The sequence below is a fragment of the Variovorax sp. 22077 genome (assembly GCF_052044195.1).
Taxonomy (GTDB): Bacteria; Pseudomonadota; Gammaproteobacteria; order Burkholderiales; family Burkholderiaceae_C; genus Variovorax; species Variovorax atrisoli.
In genome coordinates this window covers 115,137-133,937 of sequence record NZ_JBQEQC010000019.1, presented here as the reverse complement: position 1 = coordinate 133,937, position 18,801 = coordinate 115,137, and the positions used below count along the sequence as shown (strand labels likewise).

The following is an 18,801-nucleotide window of genomic DNA, read 5'->3' as shown; positions in this document are numbered from 1 at the left end:
AAGACCCCAGGCGCTGCAATAAAATCCACAGCCCGGCTATGGGCGCGCAGCGCCCGGCCGAGGCGCCCCACCCGATGAATGCTCCGACCGCGTTGAACGCGCTATTGGCACAGGCCGCAGAGCCGGTACGACTGCGCGAGATCCCCTACAACTACACCAGCTTCTCCGACCGAGAAATCGTGATTCGCCTGCTGGGCGAACGCGGCTGGGACCTGCTTCAGACCCTGCGCGCCGAGCGCCGTACCGGCCGATCGGCGCGCATGCTCTACGAGGTGCTGGGCGACATCTGGGTGGTCCAGCGCAACCCCTACCTCGTCGACGACCTGCTGGACAACCCGCGCCGCCGCGGCCAGCTGGTCGATGCCCTCAGGCACCGCCTGGCCGAGGTGCAGAAGCGCCGAACCCCCGACAGCGACCTGCCGCGCGATCAGCTCGTGGGCGAGCTCACCGCGCTCGTGGGCGAGGCCGTGGCCGCCTTCGACACCAAGTTCCGCGACGTCGCCGCCCTGCGCCGCAAGGCCACCCGCGTGCTGGGCCGCCTCACTGCCAAGGACAACATCAAGTTCGACGGCCTCTCGCGCGTGGCCCACGTCACCGACGCCACCGACTGGCGCGTGGAGTACCCCTTCGTCGTGCTGTGCCCCGACACCGAGGCCGAGATGGCGCTGCTGGTGAAGGGCTGCATCGAGCTGGGCCTGACCATCATCCCGCGCGGAGGCGGCACCGGCTACACCGGCGGCGCCATTCCGCTGACCTGGAACAGCGTCGTCATCAACACCGAGAAGCTCGAGGCGATGACCGAGGTCGAGCACGTCTCGCTGCCCGGCCTGGCCGATCCGGTGCCCACCATCTGGACCGAAGCCGGCGTGGTCACCCAGCGCGTGGCCGATGCGGCCGAGCGCGCGGGCTTCGTCTTCGCGGTCGACCCGACCTCCGCCGAGGCCTCGTGCGTGGGCGGCAACGTCGCCATGAACGCGGGCGGCAAGAAGGCCGTGCTGTGGGGCACGGCGCTCGACAACCTCGCCTCGTGGCGCATGGTCACGCCGCAGGCCGAATGGCTCGAGGTCACGCGCATCGGCCACAACCTCGGCAAGATCCACGACGTCGACAGCGCCGTGTTCGAGCTGCAGTACTACGCCGCCGACGGCAGGACGAAGCTGCGCAGCGAGCGCCTCGAAATCCCGGGCCGCACCTTCCGCAAGGAAGGCCTGGGCAAGGACGTGACCGACAAGTTCCTCTCGGGCCTGCCGGGCATCCAGAAGGAAGGCTGCGACGGTCTCATCACCAGCTGCCGCTGGGTGGTGCACCGCATGCCGGCGCACACGCGCACCGTGTGCCTGGAGTTCTTCGGCAACGCCAAGGACGCGGTGCCCAGCATCGTCGAGATCAAGGACTTCATGTTCGCCGAGCAGAAGCGCTCGGGCGTTCTGCTCGCCGGCCTGGAACACCTGGACGACCGCTACCTCAAGGCCGTGGGCTACGCCACCAAGTCGAAGACGCACGGCGGCCTGCCCAAGATGGTGCTGTTCGGCGACATCGCGGGCGACGACGCGAACGAAGTGGCGCGCGTCACCTCGGAAGTGGTGCGCATCGCCAACTCGCGCAGCGGCGAAGGCTTCATCGCCATCAGCCCCGAGGCGCGCAAGAAGTTCTGGCTCGACCGCAAGCGCACGGCCGCCATCAGCCGCCACACCAACGCCTTCAAGATCAATGAAGACGTGGTGATCCCGCTGCCGCGCATGGCCGAGTACAGCGACGGCATCGAGCGAATCAACATCGAGCTGTCGCTGCAGAACAAGCTTGCCCTCACCGACGAGCTCGAGGCCTTCCTCACGCGCGGCAACCTGCCGCTGGGCAAGACCGACGACGCGCACGAGATCCCCGCGGCCGAGCTGCTGGAAGACCGCGTCGCGCAGGCCGTGGCGCTGGTGCAGGAAACGCGCGCGCTGTGGGCCGGCTGGCTGAAGGACGTCGACACGCTGTTCCCGCAGCTGCAGGACCACTCGCTGCGCGCCAGCTGGAAGACCCAGCTGCGCCAGCCGCTGCAGGCCATCTTCACGGGTGCCGAGTTCGCGCCCATCCTGGCCGAGTGCGCCGCCATCCACAAGCGCGTGCTCAAGGGCCGCGTGTGGGTCGCGCTGCACATGCACGCGGGCGACGGCAACGTGCACACCAACATCCCCGTCAACAGCGACAACTACGACATGCTGCAGACTGCGCATGCCGCGGTGGTGCGCATCATGGCGCTGGCACGCAGCCTCGACGGCGTGATCTCGGGAGAGCACGGCATCGGCATCACCAAGCTCGAGTTCCTGAGCGACGACGAACTGCGTCCCTTCACCGAGTACAAGGCCAAGGTCGACCCCGAAGGCCGCTTCAACAAGGGCAAGCTGCTGCGCGCACCTGCCGGCACGCCGCAGACGCTGCATGCCGACCTGACCAACGCCTACACGCCGAGCTTCGGCCTCATGGGTCACGAGTCGCTCATCATGCAGCAGAGCGACATCGGCGCCATCGCCGACAGCGTGAAGGACTGCCTGCGCTGCGGCAAGTGCAAGCCGGTGTGCGCCACGCACGTGCCGCGCGCCAACCTGCTGTACAGCCCGCGCAACAAGATCCTCGCGACCTCGCTGCTGGTGGAGGCCTTCCTCTACGAAGAGCAGACCCGGCGCGGCGTGAGCATCAAGCACTGGGAGGAGTTCGAGGACGTGGCCGACCACTGCACCGTGTGCCACAAGTGCCTCACGCCCTGCCCGGTGAAGATCGACTTCGGCGACGTGTCGATGAACATGCGCAACCTGCTGCGCAAGATGGGCCAGAAGAGTTTCCGCCCGGGCAATGCGGCCGCGATGTTCTTCCTCAATGCGACCAATCCGCAGACCATCAAGGCGGTGCGCGCGGGCATGGTCGGCGTGGGCTTCAAGGCGCAGCGCCTGGCCAACGACCTGCTGCGCGGCCTCGCGAAGAAGCAGACCTCGGCGCCGCCGGCCTCGCTGGGGCCCGCGCCCGTCAAGGAGCAGGTGATCCACTTCATCAACAAGAAGATGCCGGGCAACCTGCCGAAGAAGACGGCGCGCGCGCTGCTCGACATCGAGGATGCGGACTACGTGCCGATCATCCGCAACCCGAAGGCGACCACCTCCGAGACCGAGGCGGTCTTCTACTTCCCGGGCTGCGGATCGGAGCGGCTGTTCTCGCAGGTGGGCCTGGCCACGCAGGCGATGCTCTGGCATGCGGGCGTGCAGACCGTGCTGCCGCCGGGCTACCTGTGCTGCGGCTATCCGCAGCGCGGCAGCGGGCAGTTCGACAAGGCCGAGAAGATGATCACGGACAACCGCGTGCTCTTCCACCGCGTGGCCAACACGCTCAACTACCTCGACATCAAGACGGTGGTGGTGAGCTGCGGCACCTGCTACGACCAGCTGCAGGGCTACCAGTTCGACAAGATCTTCCCGGGCTGCCGGATCGTCGACATCCACGAGTACCTGCTCGAGAAGGGCATCACGCTCGCCGATGCGGCCGGCGGCGGCTACCTCTACCACGACCCCTGCCACTCGCCGATGAAGCAGCAGGACCCGATGAAGACGGTGAAGGCGCTGGTGGGCGACAACGTGCTCAAGAACGACCGCTGCTGCGGCGAATCGGGCACGCTGGGCGTGTCGCGGCCCGACATCTCCACGCAGATCCGATTCCGCAAGGAACAGGAGCTGAAGAAGGGCGAAGCTGCACTGCGCGAAGCCGGCAAGGTCGGCGAGAAGGAGAACGTGAAGATCCTCACCAGCTGCCCGAGCTGCCTGCAGGGCCTCTCGCGCTACGGCAACGACCTGAACAACGGCCTGCTCGAAGCCGACTACATCGTGGTCGAGATGGCCAACAAGATCCTCGGCGAAGACTGGATGCCCGACTACGTCGAAGCCGCCAACCGCGGCGGCATCGAGCGGGTGCTGGTGTGACGGCGAAGGTGCAGGGCTGTGTGCTGTGCGAGGGCCCGGGCGGGCGCCTCGTGTTCGAGGGCGCGAAGCTTCGCGTGATCCATGCCGAGGAGGCTGGCTTCCCGGCCTTCTATCGCGTGGTGTGGCGCGAGCACGCGCCGGAGTTCTCCGACCTCGACGCGGCCGATCGCACGTTGTGCATGGAAGCCGTGACGGTGGTGGAGCAGTGCCTGCGCGAGCACCTCAAGCCGGCGAAGGTCAACCTCGCCGCGCTTGGCAACATGGTCGCGCACCTGCACTGGCACGTGATCGCGCGCTTTCCGAGCGACAGCCACTTCCCGGGCTCGGTGTGGGCGCCCGTGCAGCGCGAGCGCAATGCGGCGCTGGAGGCGGACATCGTCGCGCGCCTGCCGGCCATCGAGGCTGCGATGATCGAGCGATTGGGCAACAGGAGCTTCTGATGGCAGGCTTGAAACCCGGCGCACCGACGCCGCAGTCGATCACCGTGCATGGGCAGTCGCGCGTGCTCGAGGTCGGCTTCTCCGATGGCGCGACCTTCCGCATTCCCTTCGAGCTGATGCGCATCTATTCGCCGTCGGCAGAAGTGCAGGGCCACGGCCCCGGGCAGGAAGTGCTTCAGACGGGCAAGCGCGATGTTGAACTCGTCGAGCTCGAGGCAGTGGGCAACTACGCGGTGCAGCCGACCTTCAGCGACGGCCACAACACGGGCATCTACTCGTGGGACCTGCTCTACGAACTGGGCGAAAAGCAGGCCGAGCTGTGGGCTGCCTATGAGCGCAGATTGGTCGAGGCGGGTGTCGATCGCGACGCGCCGATGATCGAGAAGGGCGGCCACGCCTGCGGCAGCCATTGAGGCCTTCGGGACGGCGAGAAAGTCCGCCGCTGCTATTGAAAAGATAGCCCTACGCCCAGAAAGGGCGGGGCTGAAAAAGCAACAAATGTCCGCCGTGGTCGCGGGGTCGTCGACTTGATGTGAAGGCTTCCGGCCTAACATCGGTCGCATGAGTACCACACACTTCGGCTTCGAAACAGTCGACGAAAGCGAGAAGGCCCGCCGCGTTCGCGGTGTCTTCGATTCGGTCGCATCGCGCTACGACATCATGAACGACCTGATGTCGGCAGGCCTGCACCGCGCCTGGAAGGCGTACACCGTCATGGTCGCGAACGTGGGCGAAGGCTCGCGCGTCCTCGACATCGCAGGCGGCACCGGCGACCTCGCACTGGCCTTCGCCAAGAAGGTCGGCGCCAGCGGCCAGGTGGTGCACACCGACATCAACGAGGCCATGCTGCGCACCGGTCGCGACCGCCTGCTCGACGCCGGCGTGGTGCTGCCCACCATGGTCTGCGACGCGGAGAAGCTGCCTTTCCCCGACAACCACTTCGACGTGGTCACCGTGGCCTTCGGCCTGCGCAACATGACGCACAAGGACGTCGCGCTCAAGGAGATGAACCGCGTGCTCAAGCCGCGCGGCAAGCTGCTGGTGCTCGAGTTCTCGAAGGTCGCGAAGCCGCTCGCGAAGGCCTACGACTGGTACTCCTTCAACGTGCTGCCGAGGCTCGGCAAGCTCGTGGCTGGCGACGATGCGAGCTATCGCTATCTCGCCGAATCCATCCGGATGCACCCCTCGCAGGAGGAGCTCAAGACCCTCATGAAAGAGGGCGGTTTCGGACATGTGGACTATCACAACATGACTGGGGGCATCGCTGCCCTCCATGTTGGAATCAAGTGTTGATAAAGCGGATCTTTCGCTCGAGAGGAGACGACGATATGAAGAGTTTGGGTTCTTTGTTCCTGGCAGCCGCACTGGTCCTGGGCAGCGTGCAGGCAGAGGCTGCACGCATGGGTGGCGGCAAGTCGATGGGGCGCCAGTCGTCCAACGTGACGCAGCGCGAGTCCGCATCGCCATCGGCACCTTCGCAGCAGAGCGCGACCAATGCTGCAGCTGCGAAACCCGCGACACCTGCACCCGCTGCGGCCGCCGCGCCGAAGCGTCCCTGGGGTGCGATGCTGGGCGGTCTGGCCGCCGGCCTCGGCCTCGCATGGCTCGCGAGTTCGCTGGGCCTGGGCGCAGGCTTCGCCAACATCCTGCTGATCGGCCTGCTGGTGCTCGCCGGTGTGGTGGTGTGGCGCATGATCAAGTCGCGCTCGCAGCCCGCAGGCAACCGCCAGGGCGGCTTCGCCTTCCAGGGCGCGGGTGCCAGCCCGAGCAACGCGAGCTCTCCCGTGCAGTACAGCCCCGCCAACGTCGGCAACGATGCCTCGGCGCGTCCCTGGGAGCGCAACAACGCGGCCTTCGACGCCACGCCGCACGGCAGCAGCCTCTCGGCGGCCGGTGCAGCGGCAGGCAGCAGCATGATCGGCTCTGCTCTCGGCGGCTCGCAGTCGTGGGGCATTCCCGCCGGCTTCGACGTCGACGGCTTCCTCGCTGCGGCGAAGCGCAACTTCGTGACGCTGCAGGACGCATGGGACCGCGCCGACGTGTCGACGCTGCGTTCGATGATGACCGACGGCATGGTCGACGAGATCCGCGCGCAGCTGGCTGACCGCGCCAGCCACACGGGCGGTGCCTCCAACAAGACCGAAGTGGTGATGCTCGACGCCAAGCTGCTCGGCATCGAGGAGCTGCCCGACGCCTACATGGCCAGCGTGGAGTTCTCCGGCATGATCCGCGAAGACGCCTCGGCCGGCCCGGGCCCGTTCCGCGAAGTGTGGAACATGACCAAGCCCGTCAGCGGCCACAGCGGCTGGCTGGTGGCAGGCGTGCAGGCTCTTCAATAGTTCACCCCAGGCTCCGCGCACTTCGTGCCGCTTCTCCCGCCCCTCCCGCCCCCTGATTGGGGGCGGCACCAGCAGACGGGCAAAGCCGGTTCTGCGGTGTTTCTGGAAAAGGGCATGCAGTCCATGAGCCGCGGGGCGCTACAGTGACGGGATAATGGGGACATGGCCACACCATCGTCCCCATTCTCTTTTCTAGGCGACCTCTTCAACAGCATCGGAGAGCGCCTGCAGCCCCCGGACTGGGCGGTGCACGAGATACAGAACCGCGCGGTCCTGTTCCTCAACCACGTGCTGCAGCAGGAGCCCGAGGCCCAGCAGCGGCTGCTGCGCCAGGAGGGGCGGGTGGTGCGCTTCCAGTGGCGCTTCGTGACCATGGAATTGGTGGCCACCCCGGCTGGCCTGCTCGGCCTGGCCCCGGCCGGCTCGGTGCCCGAGCTGACGCTCACCGTCACCGACGAATCCCCCTTCGACATCGCACGCGCCGCGCTGCGCGGCGACAAGCCCGCCGTGCAGATCATCGGCGACGTGCAGCTGGCGGCCGAGGTCAACTGGCTGGTCGACCACGTGCGCTGGGACGTCGAGGACGACCTCGCCCGCGTGATCGGCGACGTGCCCGCGCACACGCTGGGCAATGCCGTGCGGCGAGTGGCGGACGCGCTGCGCAAGTTCGCCGGCAGCCGTAGCGGCGCCGGCAAGGCCGGCGGTTCGGCGGTCGGCCCGGCGGGCAACGCCGAATGAGGCGCTTCTACCGCGGCCTTTTCATCGTCTGGGTCGCGCTGCGCTACGGCCTCGACGAGCTGGTGCTCTCCAGCTTCCAGAAGCCCTGGGTGCGTGGGGTCACGCGCATTCTTTCCTTCGGGCGCAACCTCAATGCGCCGCGCGGCCAGCGGCTGCGCGAGGCGCTCGAAAGCCTCGGTCCCATCTTCGTGAAGTTCGGCCAGGTGCTGTCGACGCGGCGCGACCTGCTGCCGCCCGACATCGCCGACGAGCTGGCCTTCCTGCAGGACCGCGTGCCGCCGTTCCCCTCGGCCGTGGCCATCGCGACCATCGAGCGCGCATTCCGCCGGCCGGTGAGCGACGTGTTCGTGCAGTTCGACGAGACGCCGATCGCCAGCGCCTCGATCGCGCAGGTGCACTTCGCGACCATCCGCACCAACGATGGCGAGGAGCGCGAGGTCGCGGTGAAGGTGCTGCGCCCCAGCATGCGCGGCGTCATCGAGAAAGACCTGGCGCTGATGGCCATGATGGCCGGCTGGCTCGAGAACCTCTCGGCCGACGGCAAGCGGCTGAAGCCGCGCGAGGTGGTGGCCGAGTTCGACAAGTACCTGCACGACGAACTCGACCTGGTGCGCGAGGCCGCCAACGCGGCCCAGCTGCGCCGCAACATGGCCGAGCTCGACCTGGTGCTGATCCCCGAGATGTTCTGGGACTTCTGCCACCCCGAGGTCATCGTGATGGAGCGCATGAAGGGCGTGCCCATCGCGCAGATGGATCGCCTGCGCGCCGCCGGCGTCGACATTCCCAAACTGGCGCGCGACGGCGTGACCATCTTCTTCACGCAGGTGTTCCGCGACGGCTTCTTCCACGCCGACATGCACCCCGGCAACATCCAGGTGAGCCTGGAGCCCGAGACCTTCGGGCGCTACATCTCGCTGGACTTCGGGATCATCGGCACGCTGACCGAGTCGGACAAGGAATACCTCGCGCAGAACTTCGTGGCCTTCTTCCGGCGCGACTACAAGCGCGTGGCCGAGCTGCACCTCGAGAGCGGCTGGGTGCCGGTCGGCACCCGCATCGACGAGCTGGAGGCGGCGATCCGCACCGTGTGCGAGCCGTACTTCGACCGGCCGCTGAAGGAGATCTCGCTGGGCATGGTGCTGATGCGCCTCTTCCAGACCTCGCGGCGCTTCCACGTCGAGATCCAGCCGCAGCTGGTGCTGCTGCAGAAGACGCTGCTCAACATCGAGGGCCTGGGCCGCAACATCGACCCTGAACTCGACCTCTGGGCCACGGCCAAGCCCTTCCTCGAGAAGTGGATGGTCGACCAGATCGGCCCCAAGAAGCTGCTGCAGCAGCTCAAGGCGGAGGCGCCCAGGTACGCCAAATTGCTGCCCCAGTTGCCTCGATTGCTGCACGATTTCCTGGAAAATCGCCCGGTCGACAACCGCCGCGAGCTGCTCGAACTGCTGGCCGAACAGAAGCGCACCAACCGGTTGCTGCAGACCATCGTCTACGGTGGCATAGGTTTTGTATTGGGGTTGCTCGCCATGCAATTGCTGGTGCGCGTGCGTCTGTTCTAGAGGAGTTTGTGCCGTGTTGTTGACGCTGGTCATCGTCTATCTGCTTGTCACCATCGCGATCGGCCTCTACGCGGCCAAGCGGGTGAAGAACACCACCGACTTCGCCATCGCCGGGCGGCACCTGCCGCTCTACATGATCGTCACGACCACCTTCGCGACCTGGTTCGGCTCCGAAACGGTGCTCGGCATCCCGGCCAAGTTCATCGAGGGCGGGCTCAATGGCGTGGTGGAAGACCCCTTCGGCGCCGGCACCTGCCTGATCCTGGTGGGCCTGTTCTTCGCCGGCAAGCTCTACCGCATGACGCTGCTGACCATCAGCGACTACTACCGCGAGCGCTACGGCCGCGGCGTCGAGGTGGCCTGCTCGCTCATCATCATGCTGAGCTACCTGGGCTGGGTGTCGGCGCAGGTCACGGCGCTGGGTCTGGTGTTCAACCTGCTGTCGGGCGGCGTGGTCAGCATCCCGGTGGGCATGGTGATCGGGGTGGTCTCGATCCTGGCGTACACGCTCTTCGGCGGCATGTGGTCGGTGGCCGTCACCGACTTCATCCAGATGATCATCCTGGTGGCCGGCCTGGCCGTGATCGCGATGTTCGCGGGCAACATGGCCGGCGGCGCCGACAAGGTGGTGGCCTTCGCGGTCAGCAAGGACCTCTTCAAGTTCTGGCCCGAGCCGAGCCTGCACGACATGGTGTTCTTCTTCGCCGCGGCCATCACGATGATGCTGGGCTCCATCCCGCAGCAGGACGTGTTCCAGCGGGTGATGTCGGCCAACAGCATCAAGGCGGCCCGGCGCGGCCCGGTGATCGGCGGGCTGGCGTACATCCTCTTCGCCTTCGTGCCGATGTTCCTGGTGGCCAGCGCGCTCCTCATCATGCCGGAGCAGACCTCCACGCTGCTGAAGGAAGACCCCCAGAAAGTGCTGCCCACGCTGGTGCTCGAGAAGATGCCCTTCGTGATGCAGGTGCTGTTCTTCGGCGCGCTGCTGTCGGCCATCAAGTCGACCGCCTCGGCCACGCTGCTGGCTCCCAGCGTCACCTTCACCGAGAACATCTGGCGCCAGTTCCGCCCGGCAGGCACCGACCGCCAGAACCTGATGACCATGCGCATCACGGTGCTGCTCTTCAGCGCCGCGGTGCTCGCCTACGCGATCCGCATGCAGGGCACGTCCATCTACGAGCAGGTGTCGGGCGCCTACCAGGTGCCGCTGGTGGGGGCCTTCGTGCCGCTGGTCTGCGGCCTCTACTGGCGCCGGGCCACCACGCAGGGGGCGGTGGCCTCGATCGTCCTGGGCATCGGCGTCTGGCTGCTCTTCCTGGGGGTTTCGTCCTGGGGCGCCGTGTTCCCGGCCCAATTGGCCGGCGTGCTGTGCTCCTTCGCGGGCATGGTGGCCGGCTCGCTGCTCCCGCAATGGTTGGCGAACACTCACACGCCGCACCGCCCGCTGGCCACGGAACCGGCCTGAAGCCGGGGCTTGCCGCTCGGGCAGGGCGTCCCCTGGCGGGGGCGCCCCTATAATCGAGGGCTTTGCGAGCGGCCGCTGCGCCGCTTTTTTGACCTCATTTCCCCATGCCCATCTACGCCTACAAGTGCAGCGCCTGCGGCTTCGCCAAGGACGCTTTGCAGAAGATGTCCGACGCTCCCCTCACGGTGTGCCCGGCGTGCGGCGCGAGTGCGTTCGAAAAGCAGGTCACGGCCGCCGGCTTCCAGCTCAAGGGCTCCGGCTGGTACGTGACCGATTTCCGCGATGGCGGCGGCAAGAAGTCCGAGCCGGCCACGTCGTCCGCCTCCGGCGAATCTTCGTCCTCTTCCTCTTCTTCCACCACGACCGCCGCGCCGAGCCCCGCTCCGGCGCCCGCCGCACCGGCTCCCGCGCCGGCCGCGTCGAGCGGCGACTGAAGCCTTCCGACCGCCATGCTCGCCCTGCGCAAATGGTTGCTGTCCGGCCTGCTGGTCATCGTGCCGCTGGTCATCACGCTGGGCGTGCTGAACTGGATCATCGGCACGCTCGACCAGACGCTGTGGCTGCTGCCCGAGCAGTGGCAGACCTGGCTGAGCGACCACAAGGTACGGGGCCTGGGCGTGCTGCTCACGCTGGCGATCCTGCTGGTGGTGGGCGCCACGGCCAGCAACTTCGTCGGCAAGCGCCTGCTCGGCTGGGGCGATGCCGTGGTCCGTCGCATCCCGGTGGTGCGCTCGATCTACTCCAGCGTCAAGCAGGTGTCGGACACGCTGTTCTCCGAGAACGGCAATGCCTTCCGCACCGCGGTGCTGGTGCAATGGCCGCGCGAAGGCGTGTGGACCATCGCCTTCGTGACCGGCGCGCCCGGCAATGAGGTCGCCGCGCACCTTGGCGAGGGCGAGTTCCTCAGCGTCTACGTGCCGACAACGCCCAATCCCACGGGCGGCTACTTCGTGATGCTCAAGCGCAGCGACTGCATCGAACTGAAGATGAGCGTGGACGAAGCGCTCAAGTACATCGTCTCGATGGGGGTGGTCGTTCCAGGCGGCCCCGCTTCGGTGGCGGTGAAGTCTTCCAACTCATAAAAGAACGAACGCGCCCTCGAGGCGCCGGAATGGATTCCTATGGCCATGCGTACTCACTATTGCGGTCTCGTGACCGAAGCCCAGCTGGGCCAGACCGTCACCCTTTGCGGCTGGGTCAACCGTCGCCGCGACCACGGCGGCGTGATCTTCATCGACGTGCGTGACCGCGAAGGCTACGTGCAGGTGGTGTGCGACCCCGACCGCGCCTCCACCTTCGCCGTGGCCGAGAGCCTGCGCAACGAATACTGCGTGCAGATCACCGGCCTGGTGCGCGCTCGCCCCGAAGGCACGACCAACGACCAGCTCAAGAGCGGCAAGATCGAGGTGCTGTGCCACGAGCTGAAGGTGCTGAACCCCTCAGTCACGCCCCCCTTCCTGCTGGACGACGACAACCTGTCGGAAACCACGCGTCTCACGCACCGCGTGCTCGACCTGCGCCGACCGGTCATGCAGCGCAACATGATGCTGCGCTACAAGGTGACGATGGAAACGCGCAAGTTCCTCGACGCCAACGGCTTCATCGACATCGAGACGCCGATGCTGGGCAAGTCCACGCCCGAGGGTGCGCGCGACTACCTCGTGCCCAGCCGCGTGCACGACGGCAGCTTCTTCGCGCTGCCGCAATCGCCCCAGCTCTTCAAGCAGCTGCTGATGGTGGCCGGCTACGACCGCTACTACCAGATCGTGAAGTGCTTCCGCGACGAGGACCTGCGCGCCGACCGTCAGCCCGAATTCACGCAGATCGACATCGAGACCTCCTTCCTCGCCGAGGAAGAGATCCGCGAGATGTTCGAAGGCATGATCCGCAACGTGTTCCGCAACGCCGCGGGCATCGAGCTGCCGGTGTTCCCGACCATGAGCTATGCGGATGCGATGTTCAAGTACGGCTCGGACAAGCCCGACCTGCGCGTGAAGCTCGAATTCACCGAACTCACCGAGCTGATGAAGCGCGTGGAATTCAAGGTGTTCTCCAACGCCGCCACCATGCCCGGCGGCCGTGTCGTGGCGCTGCGCGTGCCTGGCGGCGGTGCCGAGGGCGGCCTGTCGCGCGGCGAGATCGATGCCTACCAGGAATTCGTCAAGATCTACGGCGCCAAGGGCCTGGCCTACATCAAGGTCAACGATGCCGCCGCCGGCCGCGAAGGCCTGCAGAGCCCGATCGTGAAGAACCTCGACGACAACGCCCTGGCCGAGATCATCGCCCGTACCGGCGCGCGCAACGGCGACATCCTGTTCTTCGGCGCCGACAAGGCGAAGGTCGTCAACGACGCCATCGGCGCGCTGCGCATCAAGATCGGCCACAGCGCCTTCGGCAAGAAGACGGGCCTGTTCGACGACCGCTGGGCGCCGCTGTGGGTGGTGGACTTCCCGATGTTCGAGTTCGACGAGGAAGGCCAGCGCTGGAGCGCCGTGCACCATCCGTTCACCGCGCCGAAGGACGGCCATGAGGACCTCATGGACACCGCGCCCGAGAAGTGCATCGCCAAGGCCTACGACATGGTGCTCAACGGCATCGAGATGGGCGGCGGCTCGGTGCGTATCCACCGCGAGGAAGTGCAGAGCAAGGTGTTCCGCGCGCTGAAGATCAGCGCCGAGGACGCGCAGCTGAAGTTCGGCTTCCTGCTGGACGCGCTCCAGTACGGCGCGCCGCCGCACGGCGGCATCGCCATCGGCCTGGACCGCCTGGTCATGCTGATGACCGGCGCCGAGTCGATCCGCGACGTGATCGCCTTCCCCAAGACCCAGCGCGCGCAGGACCTGCTGACGCAGGCGCCCAGCCCGGTCGACGAGAAGCAGCTGCGCGAGCTCCACATCAAGCTGCGCAACAATCCCCAGGCAGCAGCATGATGCTCGCCCCCAGGCTGCGCGCACTTCGTGTCGCTTCGCCAACCCCCTACCGGGGGCAACACCAGAGGGCCGGCAAAGCCGGTTCCTCGGTGTTTCGCGAAGAAGCCTGAGCACCGCACCTCCCATGACGACCAGCCCCCGGCCCTGGAAGATCCCGGAGTCGGTGCTGGTCGTGATCCACACGCCGGCGCTCGATGTGCTGCTGATCCGGCGTGCGGATGCCGAGACCGACTTCTGGCAGTCGGTCACCGGCAGCAAGGACGCTGCCGACGAGCCGCTCGCGCTCACCGCGGCGCGCGAGGTGGCCGAGGAAACCGGCATCCTGTGCGGCGAAGGCACGCCGCTGGCCTCGCAGCTCGTCGACTGGCAGCTGCGCAACGTCTACGAGATCTACCCGCGCTGGCGCGCCCGCTATGCGCCGGGCGTGACCCACAACACCGAGCACCTGTTCGGCCTGCGCGTGCCGGAACGCGTCGTGCCCACGCTCGACCCGCGCGAGCACACCGACTGGCGCTGGCTGCCCTACCGCGAAGCGGCGCACGCCTGCTTTTCCCCGTCGAATGCCGAAGCCATTCTGTTGCTGCCAGAATTTGTGCGATGACGAACCAGCCGGCAGCTACAGCCACAGCGATAGCGGTTCAGCAGAACCTGCGGGTCGCGACCTACAACATCCACAAGGGTGTGCAGGGCATCGGGCCCGCGAGGCGGCTCGAGATCCACAACCTCGGCCACGCCATAGAGCAGCTCGACGCCGACATCGTCTGCCTGCAGGAAGTGCGCAAGATGAACCGGCAGGCAGCGGCCCGATTCGCCCGCTGGCCCGAACTGCCGCAGGCCGACTTCCTCGCGCCCGAGGGCTACACCGCCGTCTACGAGACCAACGCGGTCACGCGCCACGGCGAGCACGGCAATGCGTTGCTCACGCGCTGGCCGGTGCTGGGCACCAACCACCAGGACATTTCCGACCACCGCTTCGAGCAGCGCGGCCTGCTGCACGTGATGATCGAAGTGGAAGGGCGGCGGGTGCACGCCATCGTGGTGCACCTGGGCCTCATCAAGGGCAGCCGGGTGCGGCAGATCGCGCGGCTGCGCGAGTTCATCGACCGCGAGGTGCCGCCCGGCGAGGCGGTCGTGGTGGCCGGCGACTTCAACGACTGGGGCGCGCGCATGCGCTACGCCATGAACGCCATGGGCCTGCGCGACACCAGCGACCTGCGCGGTCCGCGCACGCTCACTTACCCTTCGCGCCTGCCGGTGACGCAGCTCGACTTCGTCTACGGGCGCGGCCTGGAGCCGGTGTCCTGCGTGGTGCCGCGCGGTCCCATCTGGGCCAGAATGTCCGACCACCTGCCGCTGGTGGCCGATTTTTCGCTCCTTGTTTGATAGCATCGCTCCAAGAAGGGATGGGCCTTGCGGCCCTGAATGTCTGGAGCCATTCACTGGTACGATCCCCGCCATGCTGAGGAAAACCGACGTCGAACCGCTGCCCGATCGAAAAGACGACGACGAGGGTACGCCCGTCTCCGTCAAGATCCGCGAGCGCATCACAGCGGCGCGCAAGCGCTTCAATGCCAACGACAACATCTCGGAGTTCATCGAGCCCGGCGAGCTCGAGAAGCTGCTCGACGAGGTCGAGGTCAAGATGAAGGACGTGCTCCAGAGCCTGGTGATCGACGTCGAGAACGACCACAACACCGACAACACCGCGCGCCGCGTCGCCAAGATGTATGTCAACGAGGTGTTCCGCGGCCGCTACGTGGCGGCGCCCTCGCTCACCGAATTCCCCAACGCCGAGCACCTGAACGAGCTGATGATCGTCGGCCCGATCACCGTGCGCAGCGCCTGCTCGCACCACTTCTGCCCGATCATCGGCAAGCTGTGGATCGGCGTGATGCCCAACGAGCACACCAACGTGATCGGCCTGTCGAAGTACGCGCGCCTGGCCGAGTGGGTCATGGGCCGTCCCCAGATCCAGGAAGAGGCCGTGGTGCAGCTGGCCGACCTGATCCAGGAGAAGACCCAGCCCGACGGCCTCGCGCTGGTCATGGAAGCCGAGCACTTCTGCATGGCCTGGCGCGGCGTCAAGGAAATGGACAGCAAGATGATCAATTCCGTGATGCGCGGCGTGTTCCTGAAAGATCCAAGCCTGCGCCGCGAATTCCTGTCCCTCCTGCCCCGAAAGGACTGAGCCATGCTGGTCCGACTCCTCTACGCCAGCCGCGCCGTCGACACCAGCCCCGAGGCCATCGAGTCGATCCTGACGCAATCGCGCTCCCACAACACCGCCTGCGGCATCACCGGCATCCTCTGCTACGGTGCGGGCACCTTCCTGCAGGCCATCGAAGGCGGCCGCATGGCCATCTCCGAGCTCTACGGCCACATCCAGCGCGATCCGCGCCACAAGGACGTGGTGCTGCTGCACTACGAAGAGATCTCCGAGCGCCGCTTCGGCGGCTGGACGATGGGGCAGGTCAACCTGTCGAAGCTCAACGCATCGACGCTACTGAAGTACTCCGAGAAGCCCGAGCTCAACCCCTATGCGGTGTCGGGAAAGGTCTCGCTGGCGCTGCTGGAAGAGCTGATGGCCACCGCAGCCATCGTCGGCCGCCACTGAAAGTGGTGGCCCCCACGCTCGGCACTTCGTGTCCTCGCTGCCCCCCGAGCGGGCCGCTCGCGCCTTGGGGCGGCCCGGCGGCGCCCGGTCTCGCATAGCTCGAGGTGCCGCTCTCCGCATTCGCCCTGATCCTGCTCGCCGGGATCATCCACGCCAGCTGGAACATCGCCGCCAAGAAGGCGAACGGCGACGCGCGCTTCAGCTTCCAGGCGAGCGTGTTCAACATGGTCATCTGGGCGCCGGTGGGCATCGTGCTGGGCTGGAACGTGGTGCCTGGGTGGGGGCGGGCGGAGTGGGGCTTCGTCGTGCTCAGCGGTGTGCTGCACGTCTTCTATTTCATCGTGCTGCTGCGCGGCTACCGCAAGTCGGACCTCACGGTGGTCTACCCGCTGGCGCGCGGCTCGGGGCCGCTGCTTTCGTCGCTGGTGGCGGTGCTATTCCTGGGCGAGAAGATCAGCCTCGTCGGCGTGGCCGGCATCCTGGGCGTGGTGGCCGGCGTGTTCCTCATCGCCGGCGGCCCGCGCCTGTGGCAGAAGGCGCACGACCCGGCGCAGCGCGCGCGGGTGCACAAGGGCATGCGCTACGGCGTGCTGACCGGCGCCTTCATCGCGGCCTACACGGTGGCCGACAGCTACGCGGTCAAGTTCCTTGCGATGTCGCCGATCCTGCTCGACTACATGGGCAACCTCGTGCGCATCGTCCTGCTGATGCCCGCCGCGCTGCAGGACCGCGCGACCACCGTGCGCATGTGGCGCGAGCAGTGGAAATACGCGCTGCTGGTGGCGGCGATCAGCCCCGTGTCGTACGTGCTCGTGCTCTACGCGGTGCAGCAGGCGCCGATCTCGCACGTGGCGCCAGCGCGCGAGGTGTCGATGCTCTTCGCTGCACTGATCGGCGGCCACCTGCTGCGCGAGGGCGACCGGCTGCTTCGATTGATGGGCGCGACGCTCATCGCCGCTGGCGTGGTGGCGCTCGCGATGGGCTGAGGCCGTGCTGCTGTTCGGCTGCGACTTCTCCAGCGCGCCGACGGCACGCAAGCCCATCGTCGTCGCCACCGGCGGGCTGGGCGGCGCCGACTGCGTCGTGCTCCACGGCCTGCAGCGCTTCTCGACGCTCGACGCATGGGGCGATTGGCTGCGCGCCACGCCGGCGTGGACCGGCGGCTTCGACTTTCCGTTCAGCCTGCCGCGCGAGCTCGTGGAGCACCTGCGGTGGCCGCTGCAGTGGGAGCCGCTGATGGCCCACTACGCCGGCCTGAGCCGCGCCGAGATCCGCGAGACCTTCGCCGCCTTCTGCGCAGGGCGGCCGGTGGGCGGCAAGTTCGCGCACCGTGCGGCCGACGGGCCCGCAGGGTCCAGCCCCTCGATGAAATGGGTCAATCCGCCGGTGGCCTACATGCTCCATGCGGGCGTGCCGCGCCTGCTGGCCGCTGGTGCGCGCATTCCCGGCCTGCATGCCGGCAACGGTGCCGAACGCATCGCGCTGGAGGCCTACCCCGGCCTGCTGGCGCGTGAACTCATCGGCCGCCGCAGCTACAAGAGCGACGACCTCGCGAAGCAGACACCCGAGCGTCGCGCGGCGCGGGTCGATCTGCTGGCTGCGCTTGAAGCGGGTTCGCCCCGCCTCGGACTGAAGCTGGCCGTCACCGCGCCGCAGCGCGCGGAACTGCTGGCGGATGCGCGCGGCGACGACATCGACGCGGTGCTGTGTCTTCTGCAGGCCGCCTGGGGCCAGCAGCGCGCCCTGAGCCCCGGCCCGGGCCATGGGCTGCCGGAGGACATCGATCCGCTTGAAGGATGGATCGTCAGCGCCTGAGCCTCGTTGTCCTACAGCGCTTCGGGCTCCAGTCGGCATTCGCCGCCATCGGGCGGCCCTTAGATTGGCTCCAGTGGGTCATCCCGGCCCACTTTTCAGCATCACTCATCAGGAAGGAAGCGACATGAACAAGGACCAAGTGGCAGGCCGCGTCGAGGAAGCCAAGGGCAAGCTGAAGGAAGTCGCCGGCAAGGTCGTCGGCAACGAGAAACTGCAGGGCGAGGGCCTGGCGGACCAGGCCGCCGGCAAGGTGCAGAAGACCTACGGCGACGTGAAGGAAAAGACCAAGGACGCAATCAAGTCGGGCGCCGACAAGCTGTGATCCGAGCCGCGAAGGCTGCGTGCGCGCGTCGCACCCAGGCCTTCGCACGCGCTCTTTCCGTTCCGAGAAGCGACAGGAGGATTCCCATGAACACATCGAACATTCAACGCACGGGCCGTGCCCCGTACGCCAAGACCCTGACCGCCGTGCTGCTGGCCGGCGCCGCGCTGGCCCTGGTCGGCTGCGACAAGGCCGACAACCGCACCGCCGGCGAGAAGCTCGACGGCGCGATCGCCAAGACCGAGCAGGCTGCAGACACGGCAGCCGCCAAGACGGGCGAGGCCCTCAAGGACGCCAAGGCCAAGGTCGAGTCGTCCAACACCACCGCCGAGGTGAAGGAGGGCGCCTCCAACGCCAAGGAAGCGCTCAAGGAAGCAGGCGCCGCCGTGAGCGCGACGATGGACGATGCCGCCATCACGGCCTCCGTCTCGGCCGGCCTTGCCAAGGACCCGGACCTGAGCGCCATCAAGATCGACGTCGACACCAAGGCCGGCGCCGTGAGCCTGAAGGGCCCGGCTCCCACGGCTGCTGCCAAGGCACGCGCCGAGGAGATCGCCAAGGGCGTACAGGGCGTGACCTCGGTGAGCAATCAGCTCGAGGTGAAGGGCTGATCCTTCCCTTCT

19 protein-coding genes are annotated in these 18,801 nt (G+C 67.2%); all 19 read left to right on the top strand.

Annotated features, from left to right (window positions below; all coding sequences use genetic code 11):
* Nucleotides 1–74: 74 nt before the first annotated feature.
* The 19 genes from ACTJLF_RS24805 (at nucleotide 75) to ACTJLF_RS24715 (ending at nucleotide 18,789) form a co-directional block, all read left to right on the top strand.
* Nucleotides 75–3,953 (top strand): DUF3683 domain-containing protein, encoded by a 3,879-nt coding sequence (locus ACTJLF_RS24805; protein WP_026346579.1) that lies wholly within the window; start codon nucleotides 75–77, stop codon nucleotides 3,951–3,953.
* Nucleotides 3,950–4,393, top strand: a complete 444-nt coding sequence (locus ACTJLF_RS24800) for an HIT family protein (RefSeq protein WP_184606196.1) — start codon at nucleotides 3,950–3,952, stop codon at nucleotides 4,391–4,393. The genes ACTJLF_RS24805 and ACTJLF_RS24800 overlap by 4 nt, the downstream gene beginning before the upstream one ends.
* Complete coding sequence (locus ACTJLF_RS24795; RefSeq protein WP_019656572.1) at nucleotides 4,393–4,806, top strand: gamma-butyrobetaine hydroxylase-like domain-containing protein; 414 nt, start codon at nucleotides 4,393–4,395, stop codon at nucleotides 4,804–4,806. The genes ACTJLF_RS24800 and ACTJLF_RS24795 overlap by 1 nt, the downstream gene beginning before the upstream one ends.
* A gap of 148 nt (nucleotides 4,807–4,954) precedes the next feature.
* Entirely contained in the window at nucleotides 4,955–5,686 is a 732-nt protein-coding gene (gene ubiE, locus ACTJLF_RS24790; RefSeq protein WP_019656573.1) for a bifunctional demethylmenaquinone methyltransferase/2-methoxy-6-polyprenyl-1,4-benzoquinol methylase UbiE, read from the top strand.
* Between the two features lie 35 nt (nucleotides 5,687–5,721).
* Nucleotides 5,722–6,732 (top strand): Tim44 domain-containing protein, encoded by a 1,011-nt coding sequence (locus ACTJLF_RS24785; protein ID WP_019656574.1) that lies wholly within the window; start codon nucleotides 5,722–5,724, stop codon nucleotides 6,730–6,732.
* A 162-nt stretch (nucleotides 6,733–6,894) separates the two neighbouring features.
* Nucleotides 6,895–7,470 carry a ubiquinone biosynthesis accessory factor UbiJ gene (locus ACTJLF_RS24780; protein WP_440884080.1) on the top strand — a complete coding sequence of 192 codons (576 nt, stop codon included), beginning with the start codon at nucleotides 6,895–6,897 and terminating at the stop codon, nucleotides 7,468–7,470.
* The gene (gene ubiB / locus ACTJLF_RS24775) at nucleotides 7,467–9,032 is read left to right on the top strand and encodes a ubiquinone biosynthesis regulatory protein kinase UbiB (protein ID WP_019656576.1); all 1,566 of its coding nucleotides are present in this window, start codon (nucleotides 7,467–7,469) and stop codon (nucleotides 9,030–9,032) included. Before ACTJLF_RS24780 ends, ubiB begins: the two co-directional genes overlap by 4 nt.
* A gap of 13 nt (nucleotides 9,033–9,045) precedes the next feature.
* A complete protein-coding gene (locus ACTJLF_RS24770; protein ID WP_019656577.1) occupies nucleotides 9,046–10,497 on the top strand; it encodes a sodium:solute symporter family protein in 1,452 nt (483 codons plus the stop codon).
* Nucleotides 10,498–10,601: 104 nt separating this feature from the next.
* On the top strand, nucleotides 10,602–10,931 hold the full coding sequence (locus ACTJLF_RS24765; RefSeq protein WP_132753987.1) for an FmdB family zinc ribbon protein: 330 nt from the start codon (nucleotides 10,602–10,604) through the stop codon (nucleotides 10,929–10,931).
* Nucleotides 10,932–10,946: 15 nt separating this feature from the next.
* The gene (locus ACTJLF_RS24760) at nucleotides 10,947–11,579 is read left to right on the top strand and encodes a DUF502 domain-containing protein (protein ID WP_019656579.1); all 633 of its coding nucleotides are present in this window, start codon (nucleotides 10,947–10,949) and stop codon (nucleotides 11,577–11,579) included.
* Between the two features lie 39 nt (nucleotides 11,580–11,618).
* A complete protein-coding gene (gene aspS / locus ACTJLF_RS24755) occupies nucleotides 11,619–13,427 on the top strand; it encodes an aspartate--tRNA ligase (RefSeq protein WP_019656580.1) in 1,809 nt (602 codons plus the stop codon).
* Nucleotides 13,428–13,551: 124 nt separating this feature from the next.
* Nucleotides 13,552–14,028, top strand: coding sequence for a dihydroneopterin triphosphate diphosphatase (gene nudB, locus ACTJLF_RS24750; protein ID WP_132753985.1), 477 nt, complete (start codon nucleotides 13,552–13,554; stop codon nucleotides 14,026–14,028).
* Nucleotides 14,025–14,810: an endonuclease/exonuclease/phosphatase family protein gene (locus ACTJLF_RS24745; RefSeq protein ID WP_019656582.1), complete on the top strand. Its 786-nt coding sequence runs from the start codon at nucleotides 14,025–14,027 to the stop codon at nucleotides 14,808–14,810. Before nudB ends, ACTJLF_RS24745 begins: the two co-directional genes overlap by 4 nt.
* A gap of 73 nt (nucleotides 14,811–14,883) precedes the next feature.
* Nucleotides 14,884–15,615, top strand: coding sequence for a GTP cyclohydrolase I (gene folE, locus ACTJLF_RS24740; protein WP_019656583.1), 732 nt, complete (start codon nucleotides 14,884–14,886; stop codon nucleotides 15,613–15,615).
* A 3-nt stretch (nucleotides 15,616–15,618) separates the two neighbouring features.
* Nucleotides 15,619–16,041 carry a BLUF domain-containing protein gene (locus tag ACTJLF_RS24735; RefSeq protein ID WP_019656584.1) on the top strand — a complete coding sequence of 141 codons (423 nt, stop codon included), beginning with the start codon at nucleotides 15,619–15,621 and terminating at the stop codon, nucleotides 16,039–16,041.
* Nucleotides 16,042–16,145: 104 nt separating this feature from the next.
* Nucleotides 16,146–17,027, top strand: a complete 882-nt coding sequence (locus ACTJLF_RS24730; protein ID WP_019656585.1) for an EamA family transporter — start codon at nucleotides 16,146–16,148, stop codon at nucleotides 17,025–17,027.
* A 4-nt stretch (nucleotides 17,028–17,031) separates the two neighbouring features.
* Nucleotides 17,032–17,856: a DUF429 domain-containing protein gene (locus ACTJLF_RS24725; RefSeq protein WP_132753979.1), complete on the top strand. Its 825-nt coding sequence runs from the start codon at nucleotides 17,032–17,034 to the stop codon at nucleotides 17,854–17,856.
* Between the two features lie 124 nt (nucleotides 17,857–17,980).
* Nucleotides 17,981–18,178, top strand: coding sequence for a CsbD family protein (locus ACTJLF_RS24720; protein ID WP_019656587.1), 198 nt, complete (start codon nucleotides 17,981–17,983; stop codon nucleotides 18,176–18,178).
* Nucleotides 18,179–18,264: 86 nt separating this feature from the next.
* Nucleotides 18,265–18,789: a BON domain-containing protein gene (locus ACTJLF_RS24715; RefSeq protein WP_126183070.1), complete on the top strand. Its 525-nt coding sequence runs from the start codon at nucleotides 18,265–18,267 to the stop codon at nucleotides 18,787–18,789.
* Nucleotides 18,790–18,801 lie beyond the last annotated feature (12 nt).